This window comes from Ruegeria sp. HKCCE4148 (assembly GCF_017872495.1).
Lineage (GTDB): Bacteria > Pseudomonadota > Alphaproteobacteria > Rhodobacterales > Rhodobacteraceae > Ruegeria.
In genome coordinates this window covers 600,777-618,255 of record NZ_JAEDOS010000003.1, presented here as the reverse complement: position 1 = coordinate 618,255, position 17,479 = coordinate 600,777, and the positions used below count along the sequence as shown (strand labels likewise).

14 protein-coding genes and 1 tRNA gene are annotated in these 17,479 nt (G+C 56.9%); 7 read left to right on the top strand and 8 right to left on the bottom strand.

Going from position 1 to position 17,479, the window contains the following annotated elements; all coding sequences use genetic code 11:
* Positions 1-2 precede the first annotated feature (2 nt).
* Complete coding sequence (locus tag I9187_RS12845) at positions 3-497, bottom strand: outer membrane beta-barrel protein (RefSeq protein WP_348540099.1); 495 nt, start codon at positions 495-497, stop codon at positions 3-5.
* Between the two features lie 435 nt (positions 498-932).
* Here I9187_RS12845 and I9187_RS12840 point away from each other — a divergent pair, with 435 nt between their 5' ends.
* On the top strand, positions 933-2,477 hold the full coding sequence (locus I9187_RS12840; RefSeq protein WP_171173845.1) for a trimethylamine methyltransferase family protein: 1,545 nt from the start codon (positions 933-935) through the stop codon (positions 2,475-2,477).
* 43 nt (positions 2,478-2,520) lie between these two features.
* Here the strand turns inward: I9187_RS12840 and I9187_RS12835 are convergent, their stop codons facing one another.
* Positions 2,521-2,766: a hypothetical protein gene (locus I9187_RS12835; protein WP_171173843.1), complete on the bottom strand. Its 246-nt coding sequence runs from the start codon at positions 2,764-2,766 to the stop codon at positions 2,521-2,523.
* Between the two features lie 541 nt (positions 2,767-3,307).
* On the bottom strand, positions 3,308-6,928 hold the full coding sequence (locus tag I9187_RS12830; RefSeq protein WP_171173840.1) for a vitamin B12-dependent ribonucleotide reductase: 3,621 nt from the start codon (positions 6,926-6,928) through the stop codon (positions 3,308-3,310).
* 542 nt (positions 6,929-7,470) lie between these two features.
* On the opposite strand from I9187_RS12830, the gene I9187_RS12825 reads away from it, so the two are divergent.
* Positions 7,471-7,905 (top strand): hypothetical protein, encoded by a 435-nt coding sequence (locus I9187_RS12825; RefSeq protein ID WP_171173838.1) that lies wholly within the window; start codon positions 7,471-7,473, stop codon positions 7,903-7,905.
* Between the two features lie 11 nt (positions 7,906-7,916).
* On the opposite strand, the gene I9187_RS12820 is transcribed toward I9187_RS12825, so the two are convergent.
* The 4 genes from I9187_RS12820 to pdxH form a co-directional block, all read right to left on the bottom strand.
* Positions 7,917-7,993: transfer RNA gene (locus I9187_RS12820), tRNA-Pro, on the bottom strand.
* Positions 7,994-8,036: 43 nt separating this feature from the next.
* Complete coding sequence (locus I9187_RS12815; RefSeq protein ID WP_171173836.1) at positions 8,037-8,504, bottom strand: DUF192 domain-containing protein; 468 nt, start codon at positions 8,502-8,504, stop codon at positions 8,037-8,039.
* A gap of 6 nt (positions 8,505-8,510) precedes the next feature.
* Positions 8,511-9,038 carry a cold shock domain-containing protein gene (locus I9187_RS12810; RefSeq protein WP_171173834.1) on the bottom strand — a complete coding sequence of 176 codons (528 nt, stop codon included), beginning with the start codon at positions 9,036-9,038 and terminating at the stop codon, positions 8,511-8,513.
* Between the two features lie 121 nt (positions 9,039-9,159).
* Positions 9,160-9,765, bottom strand: a complete 606-nt coding sequence (pdxH, locus tag I9187_RS12805; protein ID WP_171173832.1) for a pyridoxamine 5'-phosphate oxidase — start codon at positions 9,763-9,765, stop codon at positions 9,160-9,162.
* Positions 9,766-9,900: 135 nt separating this feature from the next.
* On the opposite strand from pdxH, the gene fabI reads away from it, so the two are divergent.
* The 5 genes from fabI (at position 9,901) to trpE (ending at position 15,906) form a co-directional block, all read left to right on the top strand.
* Positions 9,901-10,707, top strand: coding sequence for an enoyl-ACP reductase FabI (fabI, locus tag I9187_RS12800; RefSeq protein ID WP_209940213.1), 807 nt, complete (start codon positions 9,901-9,903; stop codon positions 10,705-10,707).
* 4 nt (positions 10,708-10,711) lie between these two features.
* Positions 10,712-11,221 (top strand): xanthine phosphoribosyltransferase, encoded by a 510-nt coding sequence (gpt, locus tag I9187_RS12795; protein WP_209509284.1) that lies wholly within the window; start codon positions 10,712-10,714, stop codon positions 11,219-11,221.
* A 64-nt stretch (positions 11,222-11,285) separates the two neighbouring features.
* Complete coding sequence (locus tag I9187_RS12790; protein WP_171173826.1) at positions 11,286-12,461, top strand: aminotransferase; 1,176 nt, start codon at positions 11,286-11,288, stop codon at positions 12,459-12,461.
* An 80-nt stretch (positions 12,462-12,541) separates the two neighbouring features.
* On the top strand, positions 12,542-14,383 hold the full coding sequence (locus I9187_RS12785) for a peptidylprolyl isomerase (RefSeq protein WP_171173824.1): 1,842 nt from the start codon (positions 12,542-12,544) through the stop codon (positions 14,381-14,383).
* A gap of 11 nt (positions 14,384-14,394) precedes the next feature.
* A complete protein-coding gene (trpE, locus tag I9187_RS12780; protein ID WP_171727480.1) occupies positions 14,395-15,906 on the top strand; it encodes an anthranilate synthase component I in 1,512 nt (503 codons plus the stop codon).
* A 56-nt stretch (positions 15,907-15,962) separates the two neighbouring features.
* On the opposite strand, the gene I9187_RS12775 is transcribed toward trpE, so the two are convergent.
* Entirely contained in the window at positions 15,963-17,381 is a 1,419-nt protein-coding gene (locus tag I9187_RS12775) for a divergent polysaccharide deacetylase family protein (protein ID WP_209509285.1), read from the bottom strand.
* Positions 17,382-17,479 lie beyond the last annotated feature (98 nt).

Here is a 17,479-nt window from a genome sequence, read left to right as displayed (position 1 = left end):
ATTCAAAAACGAAACGTTGTTCGTAAATTGAAAACGTTGGAATCCAGACTGCCGCTGGAACGGGTGACATCGTCGAAATTTTGCCGCAACGCCTCGCCGCTGATCACAAAGTTTTCTCCAATCGGGTACGCCACGCCGATGCCGTAAACCGCTGCCGTGTCGCTGTCGACCGAGGTTTCAGCCCGCGCCGCCCCGACAACCACATAGCCAAGCGCGTTGCCGAAATCATATCCACCGCGCAGCTTCAGACGAGTCATGCTGTCCAAACTGCCTTGGGACGAGCCCAAATCCAACGAGAGCCGGTTGTATTCCAGCTCACCACCCAGGACAAAATTCCCAAAGTCCTGATCATAACCAATATGCGCACCAAAAGCGGTGTCATCACCGCTGGAGCCGCCCGGACCATCCGCATCCGCATATCCAAAGCTGAGGCCCACATAACCACCTGTCCAATCTTCGGCAAAAACCGGGCCTGCGCTGGCGAGACAGGTCGCCACGAACAGGACAGAAAGAGGTTTTTTGCACGGGTACAAAATTATGTCGCTCTTGTTTCGATCTAAAGACGCAAACTTATTCTAATCTGCGTTTCGCTTCATCAGAATTCAATTCTAGGGTCACAAAACTCAAAAGTAAGTGAATGCAGTATAACAGAATTCTTCCAAAACGGGAGAAAATCTGCCCGATCCTCCTTTATCCGGCAGCAAACCGTCACGATGAGCTGCAAAAACCAACAAAGGTCGTAAACAGGACAGATTGTGTCGTAGTGTTTTGGAAGGCTAAGGCCAGAAGTTGAGAACCCGAATGACAGACCACGACTGGAAAATCAGCCTGATCAGCCGCACCATTGGTGCGGATCGTGGACGTGCCGCTCGGGGACGGCCGTAAGGGGATATTCCGCACCCCAAAGCATCACTCAACAACCGGATCAAGACATGAACGACCAATCCCGCAACACGTCACGCAGCGGAGGCCGCGCTGCACGCCGTGCCGCCCGCGCAACGGCCCTGCCCGACCATCTTCGCCCCGTGCGCCCTGGAATGAAGGGCGGAGTTCTAAATGTTCTGACGCAGGCACAAATTGAACGTATTCACGAGGCCGCACTGACCGCGCTGGAAACCATCGGTCTGGCTGACGCCCCGCAAAGCGGTATCGACTACCTTGTAAATGCAGGCTGCACCCTTGGGGACGATGGACGCATTAGATTTCCACGCGCTTTGGTCGAGGACACTATCGCCAAAGCTAACCGCGCGGTTACATTGTACAGCCGTGATGGCAAAACCGATCTTGAGCTGTCAGGCACCAAAGTTCACTACGGCACTGCCGGCGCTGCCGTGTCCATGGTCGACGTGCATGGGCGGGAATACCGCGATTCAACTGTGCAGGACCTACACGATGCCGCGCGAATCTGCCAGCAACTTGATAACATTCACTTTGTTCAACGCCCTATGGTTTGCCGCGACATCGCCGACAACCTGGAAATGGACCTGAACACGATCTATGCTAGCTGTTCCGGCACTTTCAAACACATCGGGACATCGTTCACGGAACCCAGCCACGTCGCGCCCGCGATGGAGATGATCTACATGATCGCGGGTGGTGAGGATAAGTACCGCGAGCGGCCATTTGTATCGAATTCGAACTGCTTTGTGGTTCCCCCCATGAAGTTCGCCACTGAAAGCTGCGAAGTGATGGAGGAGTGCATCAAGGCCGGAATGCCTGTCCTGCTTCTTTCAGCCGGGATGGCCGGTGCCACAGCGCCGTCGACCATAGCCGGAGCCATCACTCAAGCGACCGCCGAATGCCTTGCCGGACTGGTTTACGTAAACGCCGTAAGTCCCGGAGCACCAGCCGTTTTTGGCACCTGGCCCTTTGGCTTGGACCTTCGGACAGGTGCGATGTCCATTGGGTCGGGCGAACAGGCGTTGCTGACGGCTGGATGCGCACAGATGCACCGGTTCTACAACCTACCCGGCGGAGCAGCAGCCGGAGCGTCGGATTCCAAACTTCCCGACATGCAGGCCGGGTGGGAACAGATGTGCTCGAACGTAATGGCGGGTCTGTCCGGTCTCAACATGGTCTACGAAGCGGCGGGCATGCACGCCTCTTTGTTGGGTTTCTGCTTTGAAAGCCTGATCCTCAGCGATGACCTGATCGGTCAGGCGCAGCGCTGCGTGCGGGGCATCGAAGTGAACGATGAAACCCTAGCTCTGGACCAGATGGCCGAGGTCTGCATGGGCGGCCCTGGTCACTATCTTGGAACGGAAGCTACGCTCAGCCGGATGCAAGCTGACTATGTCTATCCGGTTTTCGGCGACCGGTCTTCGCCAAAAGAATGGGTTGAGCTGGGCAAGCCCGATCTGATCGACAAGGCAACGGCGCGCAAGGAAGAAATTCTGTCTGCGCCATCCGAGGCCAAGTTCGATCCGCTGCTGGACATGGAACTGCGCGAAAAGTTCAAAATTCATCTGCCCACTTAGTGAGCGGAAGGGCGGCCCGAAACCAATCGGGCCACCCACGGATTTATCCATCGCTTGACGGAAGCAGCCCTGCCTCTTGCGCAACGGCCACTTCGTCAGCGTCCAACGCGCCATCACCATTGGCGTCCATCGCCGAGAAGGTATCGGCGTCTACATTCGGTGCGACAGCCTGAACTTCCTCGATGGTCAGAACGCCATCGCCATTGGCATCGGCTGTAGATTGGGCCGAGACCAGTCCCGGCAAGGTCAGAGCAGCGATGTAAATTCCAATCAAATACTGCGGTTTCATTTTTGGTGCCTCCTGATAGGTTGGTTTTGTTTTTGTCCGGACAAGCCCCAGAAACAACAAAGCCTCGCACCACGTCACCCCGCATAGCGCGACCAGCAGGGATTCGCGCCAATCCTTGCGTGTTTGACCGAGTCGGCATCGCAAAGTGCCGCCGAGCAAAATTCCGCCAGACCTGTATCGGCAGGTCTTGCCACACGCGCCGCGCACGATCTGGCGAAACACCGCTTAGAACAGCGACCGCGCGAAAAAAGAAAGGGGGCCGAAGCCCCCTGTCAGTTTCGCCTTCCAGGCTCATATCGTTGACCGCCCGGTGTTTTTTTGCCTGCGGCCTGGACTGCGCATGGGACGAGCGCACCCGCCCCGTGAAAGAGTGGGAGGGAGCAAATATTCCGCCCCACCCTGTTCCCGGCCAACACGGGCATGTCAGCCGAGTGGAGAAAGGTCATCAGGTAAGTCTTACGTCCTTTCTCCGTATTCGTCGGGGTCGGTTACCTAGGGCAGCGTCCGACCCCTACGCCCCGGGGTGCCAGGGCGTTAAAACTTAGCTACACCCGCTTGTCGCGCCGCAGGTGTTGCACTTCATGCAGGTGCCGTTGCGGACAAGCGTGTAGTTTCCGCATTCACCGCAGGGGTCACCTTCGTAACCCTGCATCTTGGCTTTGGTGCGGGCGTCCATTCCCGTGGCCACAGCATTTTCCGCAACGGGTGCCTCGAAAGCAGCGGCCGTTTCAGCCATACCGCCCAAGTCTGCCTGACCCGCATTGAACACGGCCAGATCCTGAGGCAGACGTTTGCGCAGATAGCCGGTCGAGCTGATTTGTTTCAGCACTTCCAACGACTTGGACGCAGCGCTTTCACTGATTTCCGAGATGTTCGATACACCTTCCTCTTCGCCCCGACCCAGATCGTCAAAGGTCGCGCCTTCTGGCTTCACATGGGCCAGATCGGTGCGGTCCAGGTAGGACACGGCCAATTCGCGGAAGATGTAATCAAGGATCGACGTCGCATTTTTGATCGAGTCGTTGCCCTGCACCATCCCTGCCGGTTCGAACTTGGTGAAGGTGAAGGCATCGACGAACTCTTCTAGCGGCACACCGTATTGAAGGCCGACCGACACGGCGATGGCGAAGTTGTTCATCATCGCCCGGAAGCCAGCGCCTTCCTTGTGCATGTCGATGAAGATCTCGCCCAGCTTGCCGTCTTCGAACTCACCAGTCCGCAGATAGACCTTGTGGCCGCCCACGATTGCCTTTTGGGTATAGCCCTTGCGGCGATGAGGAAGTTTTTCGCGATGGCTGCGGATCATTTCTTTGACCACAACCTTCTCGATCACTTTCTCGGCCAGAACAACGGCTTTTTCCTGCGTCGAGCCGCTTTCCAGCACCTCAGCCGCCTCGTCGTCATCCTCGACCAGCGCCGCTGCCAGAGGCTGCGACAGTTTCGAGCCGTCACGATAAAGCGCGTTGGCTTTCACACCCAGCGACCAGCTGAGTTCGTATGCCTTCTGGCAGTCCTCGATGGTCGCATCATTCGGCATGTTGATCGTCTTCGAGATCGCGCCCGAGATGAAGCTTTGCGCCGCCGCCATCATGGTGATGTGGCTATCAACCCCAAGGAAACGCTTGCCTTTCTTGCCGCACGGGTTGGCGCAGTCGAAGATCGCGTAGTGCTCTTCCTTCAGGTGCGGCGCGCCTTCCAGTGTCATGGTTCCGCAAACGTGGTCGTTGGCCGCGTCGATATCCGCTTTGGTGAAACCCAGATGGCGCAATAGGTCGAAGGTCGGGTCATTCAGCTTGGTCGCTGGAATGCCCAGAACGCCGGTGCAGAAATCCTCGCCCAGCGTCCACTGGTTAAAGACAAAGCGGATGTCGAAGGCGCTTTCCAGCGCGGCGTCCACCTTGGCCAGTTCATTGGGGCCAAAGCCATGACCGGTCAGCGAGGTGTGGTTGATCCCCGGCGCGTTGCCGATGGTGCCATGGCCGACTGCGTAGCCCACGATCTCTTCGATCTGAGATGACGAATACCCCAGCTTTTCCAGCGCCGACGGCACCGAGCGGTTGATGATCTTGAAGTAGCCGCCGCCCGCGAGCTTCTTGAACTTGACCAGAGCAAAGTCCGGCTCGATCCCGGTTGTGTCGCAATCCATCACCAGACCGATGGTGCCGGTGGGCGCAATCACAGTGGCCTGTGCGTTGCGATAGCCGTTCTTCTCACCCAGGCTCAGCGCTTCATCCCAGGCCGACATGGCCAGATCGACCAAACGCTTGTCCGGGCAGTTACCGTGATCCAAAGGCACTGGCTTCACGGCCAGTTTTTCATAACCCTCGGTAACCCCCTGCGACGCGCGGCGGTGGTTGCGGATGACGCGCTGCATGTGGTCGGCATTGCGCTCGTACCCCTTGAACGGTCCCAGCTCACCAGCAATCTCGGCTGAGGTTGCATAAGCCACTCCAGTCATAATCGCGGTCAGCGCACCGCAGATCGCACGGCCTTCATCCGAGTCGTAGCTGTAGCCCATGTTCATCAGCAAGCCGCCGATATTGGCGTAGCCAAGACCCAGCGTACGGAAATCATAGGACAATTGTGCGATTTCCTTCGACGGGAACTGCGCCATCGTTACCGATATTTCCAGCGTCAGGGTCCACAGACGCGAGGCATGCATGTAATCCGCCGCCTGGAACTCACCATCCTTCAGAAAGGTCAGCAGGTTCATCGACGCCAGGTTACAAGCCGTATCGTCCAGGAACATATATTCCGAGCACGGGTTCGAGCCGCGAATCTCGCCGTCCTCGGGGCATGTGTGCCATTCGTTTACTGTGTCGTGAAACTGGATGCCTGGATCGGCACAGGCCCATGCGGCGTGACCGACCTTTTCCCACAGGTCACGTGCTTTGACGGTGCGGGCGACCTTGCCGTCGGTGCGGTTGATCAGTTCCCAATCGGCGTCCTTTTCGACAGCGGTCAGGAACGCATTGGTGACGCGGATCGAGTTGTTCGAGTTCTGACCCGAGACCGAGCTGTAAGCTTCGGAATCCCAATCTGTATCGTAGGTCGGGAATTCAATACTGTCATGGCCCTGCTTGGCGTAATCCAGAACACGCTTGATGTAAGTTTCTGGGATTGCAACCTTTTTCGCTTCGCGCACCGCCTTTTTCAAGGCGTCGTTTGCGTTCGGATCATATGCGTCGTCAGCAGATCCGTCCCACGAACGAATGGCCTCGAAAATACCGTTCAGCATCTTCTCGTGCATCTTCGATCCGGCAACAATCGAAGCCACTTTCTGCTCTTCGATCACCTTCCATTCGATGAACTGCTCGATGTCCGGGTGATCCGCATCAACGATCACCATCTTTGCTGCTCGACGGGTTGTCCCGCCTGATTTGATCGCGCCAGCAGCGCGGTCGCCTATCTTGAGGAAGCCCATCAAGCCCGAAGATTTGCCGCCACCTGACAGCGCTTCGCCTTCTGCGCGCAGATGGCTGAAGTTGGTACCGGTGCCCGAGCCGTACTTGAACAGGCGCGCCTCGCGCACCCACAGGTCCATGATGCCGCCTTCGTTCACCAGATCATCGTCGACAGACTGGATGAAGCACGCGTGCGGCTGCGGATGTTCGTAGGCGGATTTCGATTTCGTCAGCTTGCCGGTTTTGTAGTCGACATAGTGGTGCCCCTGCGCCGGACCGTCGATCCCATAGGCCCAATGCAGACCAGTGTTGAACCACTGCGGGCTGTTCGGAGCAGCACGCTGGGTCGCCAGCATGTAACGCATCTCGTCAAAATAGGCGCGCGCGTCTTCTTCATCCGAGAAATAGCCGCCTTTCCAGCCCCAATAGGCCCATGCACCTGCCAGACGGTCGAACACCTGCTTGGACGAAATTTCTCCGTCAAACTCCGCACCTTCGGCAGGTACCGAACGCCACAGGAATTCTGGAACGTCCCTTTCTTTGACCTTTTTCAGCTTGCTGGGAACACCTGCCTTGCGGAAGTATTTCTGAGCAATCACATCACTTGCCACCTGCGACCAGCTTGCGGGCACTTCGATGTTGTCCAGACGGAAAACAATCGTTCCATCCGGATTGCGGATTTCAGACGTTGCAGACACAAAATCCAGGTCCGAGTAGGCATCCTGATCTGGTTTGGTGAATTTTCTTTCAATCTTCATGTCCGCAGCCCTGGTTAAATTCCGCCCAATGTTCAGTTCCCGACACCAAATCTTGTGTTGCAGGGTGCCGCCCACAACGCCCAGAGTCTTACGGACAAGGGTATCGTTCGCTGTCAAAGACAGCGGAAAAACCGCAAAAACGGCGCACTTAAATTAGATGTGCTTTCCGACCCTCGCCTGCTGCCTCTTCCAGTTTGAACACCAGATATTGTGGCAATCTCTTCGGCTCATACAATTTGACGTATGAACCCATAGAAGGTCAACGCCCTTTTTCCGTCTTTTTTGAAATCTTTTTTGTTGACCTGAGAACGTTTCAAGTCCGCCACCCAATTGCGCGCGATTCCTCCACAGGATCATCCACGGCAAAATTCCGCCGAAACCTTTAAGTCTCAAAACGAATTCCCGTTTTTACCAGCATAGTTATCCGTGTTTGATCAACCAAGACGGTGCCGATTAAGCTGGCTGGGAATCAATTGCATTTCCTCGCAACCCATCGCGTTCACGAGTCGCCAGTTCGTTCAATTTTAAAAAGGTCCAACCCGATGAAGCTGTTAGCCTATAGCCTGATCCTGATCTGTATCGTGGCCTGCGCACCACAAGATGTGCCCATTGCATCACGCAGCGCACAGTTTGACACCTATCCCCAAAGATTGTTCGAAAGCTTCGAAACCAGTTGTACCGGGCCGGGGGAATCTTTTGAGAAAACAGGTAACCAGAAGTTCGAGTGTTACGAAATTCTGCCTGCAAAAGCATCCGCCTTTTTGATTCTGAACTATGACGGCAATCCACAGGACCTGCCGCAAAGCGTCACGCGCTTAACCTCGACCAAGAACACAGCGGGATACCGCGTGGATGCAAACGTGTTCTTTGAAGTTCCGCAGAAAGACGGATCCGTGATCGAAGTGCCTTTGGAAAGCCCCACCCTGGATCAATCGATCAGCAGGCTGTTTCAAGCCATGGGCGGATTGCCCTCATGATATTGAGGAAGTGGTCGGGGCGGCAGGATTCGAACCTACGACCCCCTGTACCCAAAACAGGTGCGCTACCAGACTGCGCCACGCCCCGGACCGTGCGCCTTCCTAACGATGCCAATCTGATTTGAAAAGCCCTAACAGGGCCAAATTGCAGGACCTTGCGAAAAAATTTCATGCTGCAACTGCGTGCCCGGCGTAATTGAATAGCGAGCGGACAGTCCGGCGTTGATTTCCAGCACTGCAAATACGGAATCTCCGCCTTCGATTGGGGTCAGATCACCGGGAATCGCCCCCTCATGCACCCGAGTAACTGTGCCAGTTCGATCCACGAAGATCATATCCAGCGGAATCAGTGTGTTCTTCATCCAGAAAGCTACGGGTTGCGGCGGGTTAAAAACAAACAGCATCCCGGATCGATTCGGAAGTGACTCGCGAAACATTAACCCTCGCGAACGCTCTTGCGGTGTCACCGCCAGTTCGATGTCAAATCGTACCGTCGCCGCGTCATTCCGCAAAGAAACCTGATCAGCGCGACACGCGGCAAACGCCCCACCTGCCCAAAGCGTAAAGAACAGGGTCAGAAGCGTCAGAAACCGTCTCATGAGAAATCAGCCGTCCAGCGCGGCTTCCCAAGCCAGCACCTGAGCTGCCATCCGGCCTCTTTTGCCATCGATTACACGCATGGCCAACGCTTCGCCCGGTTGAAGGTCAGCGAGGCCTGACCGGCGCAGAACTTCTATATGAAGGAAGACATCTTCGCCCCGACCAAAGACGTTCGCAAAACCGAAACCCTTGCCTTTGTCGAACCACTTAACCCGTGCCGCTTCCAACGGGGCCTCGGCAATAACCACCGGGTCCAGTTCGGCAAAATCGGCCAACATCATCGAGTCGGTTCGTTCCGGAGGATCAATCGCAACGACCTCAACCGCCTGAACACCACGGTCCGTGCGATGAGTCATGATTTCAATCCCCGCGCCATCGGCGACAGAACTCTGGCCGAAATTGCGCAACACATTCACGTGCAAAAGGATGTCCGGACCACCTTCGTCGGACACGACAAATCCGTACCCCTTGGCGGGATCGAACCATTTAACGTGTCCACGGACGCGATACATATTGTTCAGGTCTTCTGGCACGGTTTTCCCATCGCGAATTTTAGCCGTTCGTTAAGGGTTTGTTGTTTATGGGAATGGCAGGCAATTTCAAGCTGAAAAAACTGTTTATTTTCGGTCTGTTGCATTTCACGACACGTGAACGTCATGGATTCAACCTTTCCACATGCCATACCGATCCCGGCTCATTACGCTTCCATCTGAACCGGTCATGAAGGCGGAATGCCCCGTCGGCCCAGAATTCAATTTCAGTAGGCGTCAATCGGTACCCGCCCCAAAACGGTGGGCGGGGGGGATTCGGACCCAGCTTAGCAGTCACCTTGGCCACCTCAGCCATCAAGGCTGTACGGCTTGATAGGGGTTGAGATTGCTTCGACGCCCAGGCCCCCAAACGGCTCTTCAGCGACCTCGATGCGTAATATTCATCCGCCTGAGGCCCATCTTCGCGGGTGATTGTACCACGAACACGCAATTGTCGCCGCAAAGATTTCCAATGCATGACAAATGCGGCCTTCCCGGCGGCATCCAGTTCGGTGGCCTTTGCGCTTTCGTAGTTCGTATAAAACACAAACGAATCCGCTTCGATTTCCTTGAGCAGAACCATACGAGCGTTCGGCAAACCATCCGAGTCGACGGTGGCCAGCGCGATCGCATTGGGATCGTTCAATTCTGTCTTTTCAGCCTCGGCAAGCCACCGGCCCGCTATTTCAAACGGATCGGAGCCAGCAAATATGCCATCACGCTCGGTCATTTCCATCCCCTGGAAAGTATTAAAGACGAACCTAAGGCGAGAACCCGCTGCGAGCAAGAGCGCACGGCCTTGAAGCAACGCTACCAATGGCATAAACCAACTCAACACATCGCGAAGACAGGCGGAGAACCACACATGTCAAATCAGTTGATGGCCGGCAAACGCGGCCTCATCATGGGACTGGCCAATGACAAATCAATCGCATGGGGAATCGCCCGCGCCTTGTCCGATGCCGGGGCCGAGCTTGCTTTTTCCTATCAGGGCGATGCTTTGAAAAAGCGCGTCTACCCGCTGGCCGCCCAATTGGGCAGTGAAATCGTTCTGCCCTGTGATGTCAGCGACGAGGCGTCGATCGATGCGCTATTCACCGCGCTGGAAGAAAAATGGGGCAAACTGGACTTTGTGGTTCATGCCATCGGCTTCTCTGACAAAAATGAGTTGCGCGGACGTTATGTCGATACCAGCCGGGCGAACTTCAAACTGACCATGGATGTGTCGGTCTATTCGTTCACCGCCGTGATGCAACGCGCCGAAAAGATGATGGGCGAAGGCGGCAGCGCCGTCACCCTGACCTACTATGGTGCCGAGCAAGTCATGCCGCATTACAATGTAATGGGCGTCGCCAAAGCCGCACTTGAAGCGTCGGTAAAGTATCTGGGCGAGGATCTGGGCAAAGACGGCATCCGAGTCAACTCGATCTCTGCCGGTCCGATCAAGACGCTGGCGGCCAGCGGCATCGGCGATTTCCGCTATATCATGAAGTGGAACGAATATAACTCGCCCCTGCGTCGCAACGTGACCATCGACGATGTGGGCAAGTCAGCCCTTTACCTGCTGTCGGATCTGTCCAGCGGCGTGACCGGAGAAAACCTGCACGTGGATTCGGGCTATCACATTGTCGGCATGAAGGCCGTCGATGCACCCGACGTGGAAAAGGGCTGATATCATGAGTGCCAAAGACCGCCTGCCCCACGAAAAAGGCTTTCACATCAGCTGGGATCAAATCCATCGCGATTCGCGCGCTTTGGCTTGGCGGCTTGACGGGCAAGGCCCTGAAAATGGTGCCTGGCGCGCAGTGGTGGCTATCACGCGCGGCGGTATGGCCCCCGCGATGATCGTCAGCCGCGAATTGGACATCCGCACCGTCGATACGATCAGCGTGCGGTCTTATCACCATCAAGAACAAGGCGAGGCCGAAGTTTTGAAGGCACCCGACGCGGATCTGATGGGCGACGGAACTGGCGTTCTGATCATCGACGACCTGGTAGACAGCGGTAAAACACTGGAACTGGTCCGCAAAATGTACACCAACGCGCATTTCGCGACGGTTTATGCGAAACCCAAGGGCCGCCCGATGGTAGATACGTTCATCACCGAGGTCAGTCAGGACACGTGGATCTTCTTCCCCTGGGACATGGCGTTGCAATATGTCGAACCCTATCGTGGGACAGACTAACCTCTTTTCTGCTCTCAAATACTTAGAAGCGTGAGGCGGAGCCTCGCATAAAGACTGGCACACCATGACCCAGACTCGCACAAGCGCCACTTTCCCTCCTCCGGTGATGGAGGCGCGACGATGGGTCGAAGGTGTCAACTTTCCTGCAGACCGCCCACTGATCAATGTCAGCCAGGCCGCGCCGGTTGACCCGCCTCCGCTTACTCTGCGACAGGCAATGGCAGATTTTGCCGTGCAGGAAGACAGCGCACATTTATATGGGCCGGTCTTGGGGAACGACGATCTTCGCACAGAATTGGCGGCCCAGATCAGCGCGCACTACGCCGGGCGCGTTGACGCGTCTCAGACCGCCATCACCTCGGGCTGTAATCAGGCATTCTCGGCCGTGATCTCGGCAATCACCGATGAGGATGATGAAGTGATTCTGCCAACGCCATGGTATTTCAACCATAAAATGTGGTTGGACATGGCTGGGGTGAAGGCTGTGGACCTCCCAACCGGAGATGACCTGCTACCCGATCCAGAGAAGGCGCGCGCTCTGATTACCGAAAAAACACGCGCCATCGCCCTGGTCACGCCGAACAACCCCGGCGGCGTGGAATACCCTTCCGATCTGGTCCGCGCGTTTTTTGACCTTGCACGCGACTGCGGTCTTCGCCTCATTGTCGACGAGACATATCGCGATTTCGACAGCCGCAGCGGCCCGCCCCACGATCTGTTCCAACAACCGGCTTGGGATGAGACGCTTGTTCATCTCTATTCCTTCTCTAAAGCCTATCGCCTGACAGGCCACCGAGTTGGTGCGATAGCCACAAGCCGTTCTCTTCTGGCCGAGGTCGAGAAATTCCTCGACACTGTTGCCATTTGCCCTGGCCAAATCGGCCAGTTTGCAGCCCTTTGGGGGATGCAGAACCTATCACAATGGCTTGCGGGTGAACGAGACGAAATTCTCGACCGCAGAGCCGCAATTAAAGATGGAATGCCCGCCCTTGAGGCCCAAGGATGGCGTCTTTTGGGACTTGGGGCGTATTTTGCTTACCTCGAACACCCTTTCGATATGCCGTCAGACGAATTGGCACGCCGTTTGGTGACTGAGGCAGGCGTGCTGCTGTTGCCCGGCACCATGTTCATGCCCGCCCATGACCCCGCCGGAAAACGGCAAGTCCGTGTAGCATTCGCCAATCTGGACCGTGCGGGATTGGGTCAATTGTTCGACCGGTTGCAGGGCCTGTCCTTCTAAGCTTGCCCCTCGGCGGTGTGCGTCGTATTCAGGGCCGCAACCGACAGGGCAGAACGCTGCCGCAATAACAAGAGGGCACCATGGCCGCAGGCGCTAAAAGTCTTTCTAAAACCTTTGTCTGGATTCTGATGGGCCTGCTGATGCTGGGCCTTGCGGGATTTGGCGCCACCAATCTCAGCGGTACGGTCCGAACCGTCGCACATGTGGGTGACGAAAGCATCTCGGTCGATGAGTATGTGCGCGAGTTGCAGCGCGAAATCCGCGCGGTTGAGGCACAAACCGGCCAGCCATTGCAGATGTCGCAGGCACGCGAGTTGGGGCTTGATCAGAATGCCCTCGCCCGTCTGACGGCATTGGCGGCATTGGACAACGAAGTCGGCCAACTGGGTATTTCCATCGGGGACGAGAACCTACAGCAAGACATCGTCGCGATCCCGGCCTTCCAGGGTGTGGACGGCAGCTTTGACCGTGAAGCCTATCGTTTTCAGCTGGAACAGATCGGCATGACCGATTCCGAGTTCGAAACAGATTTGCGCAAGGAATCGGCGCGTACGATCGTTCAGGGCGCGATCATGGGCGGCGTCGAAATGCCAGCCACTCTGACGGATACGATGACGGATTACATCGGCGCCCGGCGCAGCTTTACGGTGGCCACCGTCGGGACCGAAGCATTGGAATCCTCGATTGCCGATCCGACCGAGGCGCAGATTCAGGCTTATTATGATGAAAACGGTGCTCTGTTCACACTGCCCCGCACCAAGCAACTGACCTATGCGATCCTGTCCCCTGCGATGCTGATCGACAGTGTCGAGGTGGATCAGGACGCCCTGCGCGCGCTCTATGATAGCCGGTCTGCTGAGTTCAACCAGCCCGCACGCCGCTTGGTTGAGCGCTTGAATTTCCCGGACGAGGCAGCTGCAAGCGAAGCTAAGGCCCAGCTTGAGGTGGGTGGCACTACCTTTGAACAGCTGGTCCGCGACCGCGATCTCGAATTGAACGACATCGATCTGGGCGACGTGACGCGTGAGGATCTGGGCGAAGCTGCGGATGCTGTATTTGCGGCCGATCTGGATGCTGTTGTTGGCCCGTTGCCGTCGGTATTTGGTCCGGCCCTTTTCCGGATCAACGGATCTCTGGCAGCCAACAATGTGCCCTTCGAAGAAGCTGAACCGGCCTTGCGGGAAGAGCTGGCGGCCGAGCGTGCGCGCCGCCTGATCGAGGCGCAGTCCGAAGATATCAACGACATGCTTGCTGGCGGCGCTACACTGGAAGAACTGGCGGATGAGACCGAAATGGAGCTGGGTCAGATCGACTGGACCCGCGAAAGTTCAGATGAAATCGCCGCCTATGACGGGTTCCGCGTCGCAGCCGAAGCTGTGCAGGAAGGTGATTTCCCGGAAATCGCATTCCTCGAAGATGGGTCGATCTTTGCCCTGCGCCTGAACGAGGTTCTGCCGCGTCGCCCCGAGCCGCTGGACAGCGCGCGTGATCGCGTGGCCGCCGCGTGGCTTCAAGCCGAAACAAACAAGGCGCTGGAAGAACGGGCCAATGCGGTTCTGACACAGCTTGCAACAGATGGTGACTTTACCGCCACCGGCCTGCCCTTCCGTGTTGAAAATGCCCTGACCCGCACGGCGTTTCTGGATGACGTTCCTGCGGATTTCATGAACGAAGTGTTTCAGATGGAACCTGGCGAATTGCGTGTCATTGGTGGCAACGGCGCAGCGTTGCTGGTGCGCCTGGATGAAGTTCTGCCTCCGGCAGATACAGACGAGCTTCGCCAACTGCGTGAAGCCCTTTCCGCTCAGATGAATCAGGCCCTGTCACAGAATATTTTCAACGCTTATGTGCGCGATGCACAGACACGCGCGCGTCCGGTCGTCGACCAACAGGCGCTGAATGCCGTGCAATCGAGCTTTTAAACGAGACCGAAATGGCACTGACACCCGAATTCGACACCTTCGCGCGCGCTTATGAAGCGGGCGAAAATCAGGTGGTCTACACACGTCTTGCCGCTGATCTTGACACGCCCGTGTCACTGATGCTCAAGCTGACGGGCGCACAGAAAGATGCGTTCATGCTGGAATCCGTAACCGGCGGCGAAGTTCGTGGCCGTTACTCGATCATCGGTATGAAACCCGACCTGATCTGGCGGTGTCGCGGTGAAGCGTCCGAGTTGAACCGCTCTGCCCGGTTCGATTCCGAGGCGTTCTCGGCCCAAGACGGCAACCCGATGGACAACTTGCGCGCTTTGCTGGCCGAAAGCCGCATCGACCTGCCGGATGACCTGCCTCAGGCTGCAGCCGGGCTGTTTGGATATTTGGGCTATGACATGGTCCGGCTGGTGGAATACCTGCCAGACGTAAATCCTGACCCTCTGGGCCTGCCCGATGCGATTATGCTGCGCCCTTCCGTCATCGCCGTGTTAGATGGTGTTAAAGGCGAAGTGACCGTGGTTTCACCAGCTTGGGCCAGCGACGGTCAATCCGCCAAGGCTGCTTATGCACAAGCCGCCGAACGTGTGATGGATGCGGTTCGCGATCTGGAACGTGCGATGCCTGCGGAAACCCGCGATCTTGGGGACGCGCGCGAAGTTTCACCGCCCGTGTCGAACTTTACCAAGTCCGGCTATATGGAAGCCGTTGAAAAGGCCAAGGAATACATCCGCGCGGGTGATATTTTCCAGGTTGTCCCCGCGCAGCGCTGGACGCAGGAATTTCCTCTCCCACCCTTTGCGCTCTATCGATCGTTGCGGCGCACCAACCCGTCGCCTTTCATGTTCTATTTTAATTTCGGTGGTTTTCAGGTCGTCGGTGCCAGCCCCGAGATTTTGGTACGCGTGTTCGGCAGTGAAGTCACCATTCGTCCCATCGCCGGAACCCGTCCCCGTGGCGCGACGCCGGAAGAAGACAAGGCAAACGAACTGGATCTGCTGGCCGACAAGAAAGAGCTGGCCGAGCACCTGATGCTGCTGGATCTGGGTCGCAACGATACCGGACGCGTGGCCAAGATTGGCACGGTGCGCCCGACTGAAGAGTTCATCATAGAACGTTACAGCCACGTAATGCATATTGTGTCAAACGTGGTGGGTGAACTTGCCGAAGACAAAGACGCGCTGGACGCGTTCTTTGCCGGGATGCCAGCGGGCACAGTGTCTGGCGCGCCCAAAGTGCGCGCGATGGAAATCATCGACGAGCTGGAGCCCGAAAAACGCGGCGTCTATGGCGGTGGCGTGGGGTATTTCAGCGCGGGCGGCGACATGGACATGTGTATCGCGCTGCGCACCGCAATTGTGAAAGATCAAAAGCTTTATATTCAGGCAGGCGGCGGCGTTGTTTATGACAGCGATCCAGAAGCCGAATTCATGGAAACCGTCCATAAATCCAACGCGATACGACGCGCTGCGGCGGATGCCGCGCGTTTCACCGGAAATGGAAACAGCTAAACGCAAAAGGGCGGCAGATCAAAAGATCGCCGCCCTTTTTTTCTGTTTTATGCCAGTCACTGTACCTGTTTCATCATGACCGCAGAAATCGGCGCCACGGCGACGCGGCTGCCCCGGTCTTCCAACCCCCAAAGCAACAATGCTGAAATCGTTTCGGGGCGGACCCGCCCCAACATGACCACAGCACCTTCCTGCCCGGCGCGGAACGCGGCCTGATCCAGGAAACGACGCATGACCTTCGGATCCTGACGCGCACCATCGATGTCACGGAACACAACACCTGAAGGGGTTCCATTTCGGGCCGCGAGTTTCTGAACGGTGTTCAATCCATTGTCCTGCGTGATCAATCCCCTGCCAGTTCCGGCAGCAATTTCCGCAACTTGATCGGCCAACTTGCGATTGCCGTGAATGCCGCTGTTTACCCCTTCCAGAATACCAACGGTTTCGGGCAGAGTATCCAGCCAGACCGACAGGGATACCTCGGCGTCCTGAGCGGTTGCGGCCTCAGGCAAATCAGCAAGCGCCATGACTTCGAACCCGGCCGCGCGGTGCCGCGCCATTTTTTCCGCCGCATCAGGATCGGACGGATTAACGGCAAAGCTGATTGGATAGGGAAAGTCTTGCAGCGCTTCGACACCAAACGCGCCCTCATCATCGATCAGAATGATGGACATCAAGGGCTTGGCCTCGGGGTTTTCGAACTTCGCGGCATAGCGTTCGATCGGCTTGCCCGCTGGTGCCGCTTCTTCTGCCGAGGCTTGCTCGACCACTGGCTCATCATCCCGTTCGGTCAAAGGAACAACGCGTTTTCCAATCGTTGAGCTGACAGGTACTTCCTGTTCGCCGCCGATCTGCGGCAATGCCGCGATACGCGGCAACTTGCGCGGAAGAATTTCTTCATCCCCCTCCACCGCAATCGGACTACTTTCAAACGGATTTACCTCTTCAGTGTCCACCGTCGTTTGAGGCAATGGGTCTTGTTTCGGCTCGACAAGCGCGACTTCGGTTGTCTGGGGCTCTTCCACGGGCGGGGTCGGCGTATCGTCGATTACGGCTGGCTCTGCCTCGTCCTGCGGAGCCGCAGGTGCAAGGCTGGGTTCTGGCGGCGCTGCAGGCGCTTCGGTCACAACTGACACTTCAGTCGCAACCGCGGCCTCTGGTTGGTCCACGGCCTCAGCCGCTGCGCCCACTTCTGGTTGCGTGTCCGAAGACGATTCAAGCCCGGACAAGTCAGCCAGATCCTCGGTTGAGTCATCGGCGGCTTCCAGCCCATGCGGAGCCAATTCCACCACATCGGCATCGGAAACCGCTTCGGCCACCTCAGTCGGTGCTTCAGGTGCTTCGGAAATTACCGGAGCCGGTGCTTCGGTTACAACAACCGGCGTATTGACCATCGGCGTCTTGAGCGACACGATCACGCCCAGGATCAAAACAACGATCGCCCCGGCGACCATTCCTCCGAAAAATCCGCCCATTTTTTCTGCCTTTCGCCTCTTTTCTCTGCCTCGTCCAGCTCTGCGCCATCTGGTGTGGCGCTCGGCCAATTGAACGCGTCAGAAACGGTATGTCCTCT

Bases quoted from the DNA above. Each gene is read 5' to 3' on its own strand.
- gpt (WP_209509284.1), top strand. From the start codon at position 10,712: ATGAGTGCCAAAGACCGCCTGCCCCACGAAAAAGGCTTTCACATCAGC.
- I9187_RS12830 (WP_171173840.1), bottom strand. From the start codon at position 6,928: ATGAAGATTGAAAGAAAATTCACCAAACCAGATCAGGATGCCTACTCG.
- pdxH (WP_171173832.1), bottom strand. From the start codon at position 9,765: ATGACCGAGCGTGATGGCATATTTGCTGGCTCCGATCCGTTTGAAATA.
- I9187_RS12825 (WP_171173838.1), top strand. From the start codon at position 7,471: ATGAAGCTGTTAGCCTATAGCCTGATCCTGATCTGTATCGTGGCCTGC.
- I9187_RS12790 (WP_171173826.1), top strand. From the start codon at position 11,286: ATGACCCAGACTCGCACAAGCGCCACTTTCCCTCCTCCGGTGATGGAG.
- I9187_RS12785 (WP_171173824.1), top strand. From the start codon at position 12,542: ATGGCCGCAGGCGCTAAAAGTCTTTCTAAAACCTTTGTCTGGATTCTG.
- I9187_RS12815 (WP_171173836.1), bottom strand. From the start codon at position 8,504: ATGAGACGGTTTCTGACGCTTCTGACCCTGTTCTTTACGCTTTGGGCA.
- I9187_RS12840 (WP_171173845.1), top strand. From the start codon at position 933: ATGAACGACCAATCCCGCAACACGTCACGCAGCGGAGGCCGCGCTGCA.
- I9187_RS12835 (WP_171173843.1), bottom strand. From the start codon at position 2,766: ATGAAACCGCAGTATTTGATTGGAATTTACATCGCTGCTCTGACCTTG.
- trpE (WP_171727480.1), top strand. From the start codon at position 14,395: ATGGCACTGACACCCGAATTCGACACCTTCGCGCGCGCTTATGAAGCG.
- fabI (WP_209940213.1), top strand. From the start codon at position 9,901: ATGTCAAATCAGTTGATGGCCGGCAAACGCGGCCTCATCATGGGACTG.
- I9187_RS12775 (WP_209509285.1), bottom strand. From the start codon at position 17,381: ATGGGCGGATTTTTCGGAGGAATGGTCGCCGGGGCGATCGTTGTTTTG.